Source organism: Mariprofundus micogutta, from assembly GCF_001895085.1.
GTDB classification, from domain to species: domain Bacteria; phylum Pseudomonadota; class Zetaproteobacteria; order Mariprofundales; family Mariprofundaceae; genus Mariprofundus; species Mariprofundus micogutta.
Map to the genome: position 1 here is coordinate 1 of NZ_BDFD01000035.1, position 7,502 is coordinate 7,502.

The 7,502-nt window shown below is 46.8% G+C and carries 6 protein-coding genes and 2 pseudogenes; all 8 read left to right on the forward strand.

Features of this window, described 5'->3' with window-relative positions; genetic code table 11:
• Positions 1-444 precede the first annotated feature (444 nt).
• The 8 genes and pseudogenes from MMIC_RS12090 to rfbB all read left to right on the forward strand — a co-directional run bounded on the left by MMIC_RS12090 (position 445) and on the right by rfbB (position 6,935).
• Positions 445-1,716 carry a sugar transferase gene (locus MMIC_RS12090; RefSeq protein ID WP_083530593.1) on the forward strand — a complete coding sequence of 424 codons (1,272 nt, stop codon included), beginning with the start codon at positions 445-447 and terminating at the stop codon, positions 1,714-1,716.
• Positions 1,713-1,883: a sugar transferase gene (locus MMIC_RS12915; RefSeq protein ID WP_171966510.1), complete on the forward strand. Its 171-nt coding sequence runs from the start codon at positions 1,713-1,715 to the stop codon at positions 1,881-1,883. Before MMIC_RS12090 ends, MMIC_RS12915 begins: the two co-directional genes overlap by 4 nt.
• Positions 1,884-2,015: 132 nt before the next feature.
• The gene (gene gmd / locus MMIC_RS12095) at positions 2,016-3,131 is read left to right on the forward strand and encodes a GDP-mannose 4,6-dehydratase (protein WP_072660734.1); all 1,116 of its coding nucleotides are present in this window, start codon (positions 2,016-2,018) and stop codon (positions 3,129-3,131) included.
• Positions 3,132-3,140: 9 nt separating this feature from the next.
• Complete coding sequence (locus MMIC_RS12100) at positions 3,141-4,172, forward strand: GDP-L-fucose synthase family protein (protein WP_072660735.1); 1,032 nt, start codon at positions 3,141-3,143, stop codon at positions 4,170-4,172.
• Between the two features lie 23 nt (positions 4,173-4,195).
• On the forward strand, positions 4,196-4,825 hold the full coding sequence (gene cysC / locus MMIC_RS12105) for an adenylyl-sulfate kinase (RefSeq protein WP_072660736.1): 630 nt from the start codon (positions 4,196-4,198) through the stop codon (positions 4,823-4,825).
• Positions 4,822-4,911 (forward strand): annotated as a pseudogene (locus MMIC_RS12640) (sugar phosphate nucleotidyltransferase); the annotation flags it as partial. The gene cysC and the pseudogene MMIC_RS12640, both read left to right, overlap by 4 nt.
• Before the next feature lie 122 nt (positions 4,912-5,033).
• A complete protein-coding gene (rfbA, locus tag MMIC_RS12115) occupies positions 5,034-5,903 on the forward strand; it encodes a glucose-1-phosphate thymidylyltransferase RfbA (RefSeq protein ID WP_072660738.1) in 870 nt (289 codons plus the stop codon).
• Positions 5,903-6,935: pseudogene (rfbB, locus tag MMIC_RS12120) on the forward strand (dTDP-glucose 4,6-dehydratase). The gene rfbA and the pseudogene rfbB overlap by 1 nt, the downstream one beginning before the upstream one ends.
• Positions 6,936-7,502: the final 567 nt, after the last annotated feature.

A 7,502-nucleotide genomic window follows, 5' to 3' on the forward strand; every position in this document is an offset into this window, starting at 1 on the left:
TCGGTCAACCTCATGCAGCGAAGGAATATCGCCGAATTGCTGGGAGGAAGCTCACCGCCTCCAAAGCGAAAACCGACCGTGAATCCTCGCCAGATGGCACTGCTCAATGCTTAACCGGACAGCAGTGTAAACGTCAATAACTATACCCTGAAAATATCAATATCCGGTCAAATTGGCTGGATTTCTGTCTACTGTTTTAATTGGAGTCCACTTCTTCTTCTTTGACTATATGTAAATCGTAGTCTATAAACATAAGCAAAAGTGAAGAGGGGATGCTTACAGGTTGAATGACCTGAACAGGATTTTCCTCGGTGACTAATATCACAAAATATTGACAGTAATCTGTTAGTGTCGGCGGTCGATGTTTTGCATGTCTGTTGGAGCAGTTCTCTGATGGCGTGGAATATTCGGAGATATATTTTTCTTTGCAGGTGATGGGTACTCATGAGTTTGGATTCAAAAGCATTTGGTAACGGTACGTTAGGGCGAGACCGTTCACAGCGTATGGTCCGCGCATCCAACCCTGTTTCATTGAAGATGCAGTTGTTGCTTGATATTTTATTGGTAGAGACTGTGCTGTTTCTGTTTGTCTGGTTGAAGGGCATTACAGACTTCGAGCTCTATTATTACCCTGCGACAATTGCGCCGATGCTGATGTGGCTGATTTATTCCAATTCAGGCGTCTATCGCAGATTCTCCGGCAATATCGGCAGAGCATTGAATGTGCTTTGGGCCTGGACCAAGGTTATGGGTATTCTGATTGCCTGGGCATTTGTCACCAAGGATTCACATGATTTTTCACGTCAGGTGATTATTAGCTGGTTTATTGCTGCTGCCATCCTTCAAATGGCAGCGCATGTGGCTACCAACTATTTTATTCGCTCCTATATTAAAAATCATCGCCAATCGATACCCTCAATTATGATAGGTAATTCTGAACTCGGAGGTTACCTGGCTGAACATATCAATAGCAATCCATGGACTGCGCATAAAATTGTAGGTGTGATTGCAGTTGCTGATGATGATGTTGATTGGCATGCAAAAGGGCTGCCGAGATTGGGTGGTTTGGCTGATTTGCGCGGCATGGTTGAAAAATATGGAATTCGCCGTGTTTATTTTGCACTGCCTATGCAAACCAGTCATCATATTCGTGAAATGCAATTGCAGTTGTTGGATCTCAATGTCGATATTATCTGGGCACCCGATATTTTCGGCCTTCACATGGTTAGCCCGAGTGTGAAAGAGGTTGCCTGTGTGCCGCTTTATTATCTCTCCGAAAGCCCCATGGTGGAGGGAGCCCGCCTGAGTAAGCTGATGCTGGACAAGATTCTGTCTGTGCTTGCACTGATTATGTTGTCGCCACTAATGATCGGTGCTGCGATTGCTGTAAAGATCAGTTCTCCGGGGCCGGTATTCTTTCGTCAGGAACGTCATGGATTGGATGGAAAAATCATTCATGTTCTGAAGTTCCTTAGTATGAAGCTGCATGAAGAAAAAGAGGGGCAGATCACCCAAGCTCAAAAAGGGGATAACAGGATCACCAGAGTTGGTGCATTTATGCGTAAAACAAGTATTGATGAGCTGCCGCAGATATTCAATGTGCTTAAAGGTGAGATGTCATTGGTTGGACCACGCCCGCATGCTGTAGCACACAATGAGTTTTATGCAGACAAGGTGCATGCAACATGTCCCGCCACCGTATCCTTCCTGGTATGACCGGTTTGGCTCAGGTTAACGGCTATCGCGGTGAAACAGATACGCTGGATAAGATGGAAAAGCGTGTTGAATACGATCTGGCTTATATCAATAACTGGTCCATTTGGCTGGATATTCGCATTATGATTAAAACTGCGGTCACCCTGCTCTCGAAAAATGCCTATTAATGTTTTCCACAGTGTGATGGCTCCGCTAGAGTTTGCTAAATTACAATAATTGTAGGTGAGTCTTGGTTTCAGATTGCGACTATTCCGTTTAATCTGAATTTTCTGAGATTGTGCAAGTATGGAAGGTGGACCTTGAAGAAAGCATTGATTACTGGTGTAACAGGGCAGGATGGCTCGTATCTGGCGGAGTTGCTGCTCGAAAAAGGCTATGAAGTTCACGGCATCAAACGCCGTGCATCTTCATTTAATACACAGCGCGTCGATCATATCTATCAGGACCCACATGTAGAAAATAAAAACTTTGTGCTGCACTACGGTGATCTGACCGACACATCGAACTTGACCCGTATTTTGCAGGAAGTGCAGCCGGATGAAGTATATAACCTCGGTGCTCAGTCTCATGTGGCCGTCTCCTTTGAATCTCCGGAATACACTGCTGATGTGGATGGTGTCGGCACTCTGCGCCTGCTAGAAGCGATTCGTCTGCTCGGTATGGAAAAGCGGGTGAAGTTTTACCAGGCATCTACATCTGAATTATATGGTGAAGTGCAGGAGATTCCGCAGAAGGAGACCACGCCCTTCTATCCGCGGTCACCTTATGCTGTAGCCAAGATGTATGCCTACTGGATCGTGGTGAATTACCGTGAGTCTTACGGCATGTATGCCTGTAACGGCATCCTGTTCAATCATGAGTCACCGCGCCGTGGTGAAACATTTGTGACTCGCAAGATCACGCGAGGGCTCGCCAATATATCTCAGGGCCTCGAAGCGTGTCTGTATATGGGTAATATGGATGCACTACGTGACTGGGGGCATGCCAGGGATTACGTGCGCATGCAGTGGATGATGTTGCAGCAGGATGAGGCTGAAGATTTTGTGATTGCAACCGGTGTTCAGTATTCAGTGCGCCAGTTCATTGTTTGGTCGGCACAGGAATTGGGCATTACACTCCGTTTTGAAGGTGAAGGCATTGATGAACACGCAGTGATTGAATCCATCGAGGGTGAAAAGGCTCCTGCACTATCTGTTGGTGATGTCATTTTGCGCGTGGATCCACGTTATTTCAGACCTGCAGAAGTTGAAACACTATTGGGTGATCCATCTAAGGCAAAAGCTAAACTCGGTTGGACACCTGAGATCACGGTTCAGGAAATGTGCGCTGAAATGGTAGCTGCTGACTTGAAATCAGCCCAGCAGTACTCATTACTTCAAAAGCATGGGCATGATATTGCCGTGGCTCACGAATAGGTATATCCGATGGAGAAGGGTTCAAAGGTATACATCGCTGGTCATCGGGGGCTTGTAGGCTCGGCAATAGTAAGGGTTTTGAAAGAAGCCGGATATGAGAACCTGCTCCTGCGTACTTCTGCCGAAACAGACCTGCGTAATCAGGCGGCTGTTGATGCTCTCTTTGCAGCAGAGAAGCCTGACTATGTGTTTTTAGCGGCGGCGAAAGTAGGGGGTATTTATGCCAATGACACATACCCTGCCGATTTTATCCGAGATAACCTGCAGATTCAGACCAACGTGATTGATGCCGCATATAGGAGCAGGACAAAACGATTACTGTTTCTCGGGTCTTCTTGTATCTATCCGAAACCTGCACCGCAACCAATGCCGGAGTCCTGTCTATTAACAGGTGAGTTAGAACCAACCAATGAATGGTATGCCATTGCAAAAATTGCCGGAATCAAGATGTGTCAGGCATACCAGAAGCAGTATGGGTTTGATGCCATATCGGCAATGCCAACGAATTTGTATGGCCCTAATGATAATTTTGATCTGGAAAAATCGCATGTGCTGCCGGCCCTGATTCGAAAGTTTCATCTGGCCAAACTTGCCATGGCAGGAGATGCTGAGGGCATCATGGAGGATGAGGTTCGTTATGGAGCAATTCCAAACGACGTCAAAGAGAGTCTTGGGCTCAACTCGGGTTTATCTCCAAAAGTTATTCTGTGGGGCTCTGGAGGGCCTTATCGTGAATTTTTGCATGTAGATGATATGGCTGATGCCTGTCTCTTCCTTATGAACCGTCAAGTTGTGCCAAATAACTTATTCAATGTAGGTACGGGCACAGATATAACGATTCGGGCAGTCGCGGAGCTGGTGCAGAAGATAGTAGGTTTTTCAGGTGAAGTTGTATGGGATGCAAGTAAGCCGGATGGGACGCCACGAAAGCTAATGGATGTATCCCGCTTGCATGATTTGGGCTGGAAGGCACGAATCTCCCTGGAAGATGGTATCAGGGCTGCTTATGCCCATTATTGCGATCAAACTGAAACACTGTAAGTCGAGCCGAAGGGATAGTTGTGATGAGTGAGCAGGAAGTAAATAAAAGTAGTAATGTGGTTTGGCATCAGGCTGCAGTGGGAAGGTCAGATCGTGAAACGTCTAATGGACACCGCAGTGCAGTCTTGTGGTTTACAGGCCTCTCCGGTGCAGGGAAGTCCACGTTGGCACATGCAGTTGAAGAGCGGTTGCATGCCATGGGTACTAAAACCTTCGTGATTGATGGTGATAATGTGCGCCATGGTCTGTGTGGTGATCTCAGTTTTTCAGACGAAGATCGTGTTGAGAACATCCGACGCGTTGGAGAAGTGGCCAAGCTGTTTGTTGAAGCTGGTATGCTCACCCTGACTGCATTCATTTCTCCATTCAGATCAGATCGCGCTAAGGTGCGCTCTTTGCTGGGTGATGGTGATTTCGTTGAGGTTTATTGCAGAACTCCGCTTGAAGTGTGCGAATCCCGTGATGTGAAAGGGCTATATGCAAAGGCAAGAGCAGGTGAGATTCCGGCCTTTACCGGTATTTCATCACCATATGAAGAGCCAGAGTCTCCGGAAATTATTGCTGATACAGGAACCTTGCCGCTGGATCAGTGCGTGGACCAAGTGATTATCTATTTACTTGATAATGGCTATATCAAGGGGCTAGATATATGAAAGGCATAATTCTGGCTGGAGGTTCAGGCACCCGTCTGCACCCACTAACGCTTTCAGTCAGCAAACAGTTGATGCCGGTATATGACAATTTGACAGGAGAGCCAAATTGGACTTGCTTTAGCAAGCCCCGGAGGGGGGCAGTACATGGATGTACTGCATCACAACCAATGAATTATTACTCCGCCATGTCGAATAGAGAGAGATTGCTATGAAGGGTATCATTCTCGCTGGCGGTTCCGGCACGCGATTACATCCGTTAACGCTCTCAGTCAGCAAACAACTGATGCCTGTGTATGACAAACCCATGATTTACTACCCGCTTTCTACTCTGATGCTGGCAGGGATTCGTGAGGTTTTGATCATTTCTACACCGGTTGATCTGCCTAACTTCAGGCGCCTGCTTGGTGATGGTTCTCAATGGGGGCTATCACTGTCTTATGCTGAGCAGCCCAGTCCTGATGGCCTGGCGCAGGCATTTACAATTGGTCGCGAATTCATTGGCAATGATTCCGTAGCACTGATTCTCGGTGATAATATTTTTTATGGTCACGGTATGGTTCAGCAGTTGCAAAATGCGGCACAACAGCCATCCGGGGCAACAGTGTTTGCATACCGGGTACAGGACCCTGAACGCTACGGCGTAGTGAAATTCGAAGAGGGATTTCATGCGGTTTCCATTGAAGAGAAACCGGAGCAACCGAAAAGTAACTGGGCAGTTACCGGACTCTATTTTTATGATAATAGGGTAGTGGATTATGCTGCCTCTCTGCATCCGTCACCGCGCGGTGAACTTGAGATCACTGATATTAACCGCATCTATCTGGATAGTGCTGAGTTGCGAGTCGAACCGCTTGGACGCGGTGTGGCATGGTTGGATACAGGTACGCATGAATCATTGATGGATGCCGCGCGTTATGTTGAGGTGGTTGAACGCCGTCAGGGTTTGAAGATTGGTTGCCCGGAAGAGGTTTCCTGGTACATGAAATACATTGATAGCGACCAGTTGAGAAAGCTTGCCGTTGGTTTGGGTAAAAGCGGTTATGGTGCATACCTGCTTTCGCTGCTGAGGGAATTCTGATGAGTTATAAGCCTCAAAATATATTGGTTACCGGCGGCGCCGGATTTATCGGCTGTAATTTCGTGCGCTATATGCTGGCCACGGATCAAGATGTGAAGATCGTGAATCTGGACCTGCTTACCTATGCAGGCTCGCTGGGTAACCTGAAAGGTTTGCCAGATGCGTCGCGCCACACCTTTGTGCAGGGGGACATCTGCGATCGTGAGCTAATTGACCGTCTGCTGCGTGAACATGAGATTGATACGGTTGTTCATTTTGCAGCCGAGTCGCATGTTGATAACTCTATTTCCGGCCCTGAAGTATTCGTAAAGACCAACGTGCTGGGTACATTCATCCTGCTTGAATCAGCGCGTCAGTATTGGCAGGCAGAGAAGGGTTTAGAGGCTACTAAGTATCGTTTCCACCATATCTCAACTGATGAGGTCTATGGGACTTTGTCGGCAGATGATCCTGCATTCAGTGAAACCACGCCATATGCACCCAATTCACCATACTCAGCCAGTAAAGCAGGCTCGGATCATTTGGTGCGAGCATATTTCCATACCTACGGCATGACAGTTACGACAACCAACTGCTCGAATAATTACGGCCCGTATCAGCACAGTGAAAAATTGATTCCGACCATTATTCGTAACTGTGTGAATGGTTCGCCGATCCCGGTTTATGGTGATGGCTCCAATATCCGCGACTGGCTCTATGTTGAAGACCACTGCTCAGGCATAGATGCTGTTATCCGCAGAGGTACGCCGGGTGAAGTGTACAATATCGGCGGCATCAACGAGTGGAAGAATATCGATATTTGTCGTTTGATCTGTCAGCACATGGATGATCTAAGCCCTCTTAGTCACCAATCACCAATCACCAATCACCAGTTACTCCGACTTAATCACCTTCGTTATCGACCGACCTGGCCATGACTGGCGTTATGCTATAGATGCGACAAAGATGGGACATGAGCTGGGCTGGAAGCCTGCTGAAATCTTTGAGACCGGTATCAGCAAGACTGTTGATTGGTATTTGAATAAACAGTGACTAGTGATTGCAACTTAATGCTGCTGAGAAGACCAATCACGAGTTAATAATTACCAAAAATAAGATCTTTATTGGAAGGTGTAGTTTGAGAAAATTATTGATTTCTGTTGAGCCAGGGTACGAAGAACTCAGTCAGGCTACAGAGGATCGGCTCTCATCAATTCCTCTATACTTCGGCTTCTCTAGCGCCAATCAATGTTTTTTGGAATCACAGGATAGCGTTAGAAAGTGACACCTGCGCACCGCATATCCAATCAGGGAAATCGAAAATTATTTCGCTTGGTCGCAAAGGCTCTAAGCTTAAAGAATTACAACATGAGGTTGAATCAACACGCACGTTATATGAATCTTTTCTCAATAGGGTAAAAGAAACAGATAATGCGAGTACTGTGAAAACCCCATCAGCCAGAATTATTGACCCGGCAGTCACTCCTCTGGACCTGTCAATCAGCACCCAAAATTGACCCCCCATCAGCGTCCAATTTTGACCCCCCTAAAGTCTGTTTAAATCATGCTCTATTTTTGAATCTCCAGCTCTCATTTCCGGTCTCTATAATGTCACAATGA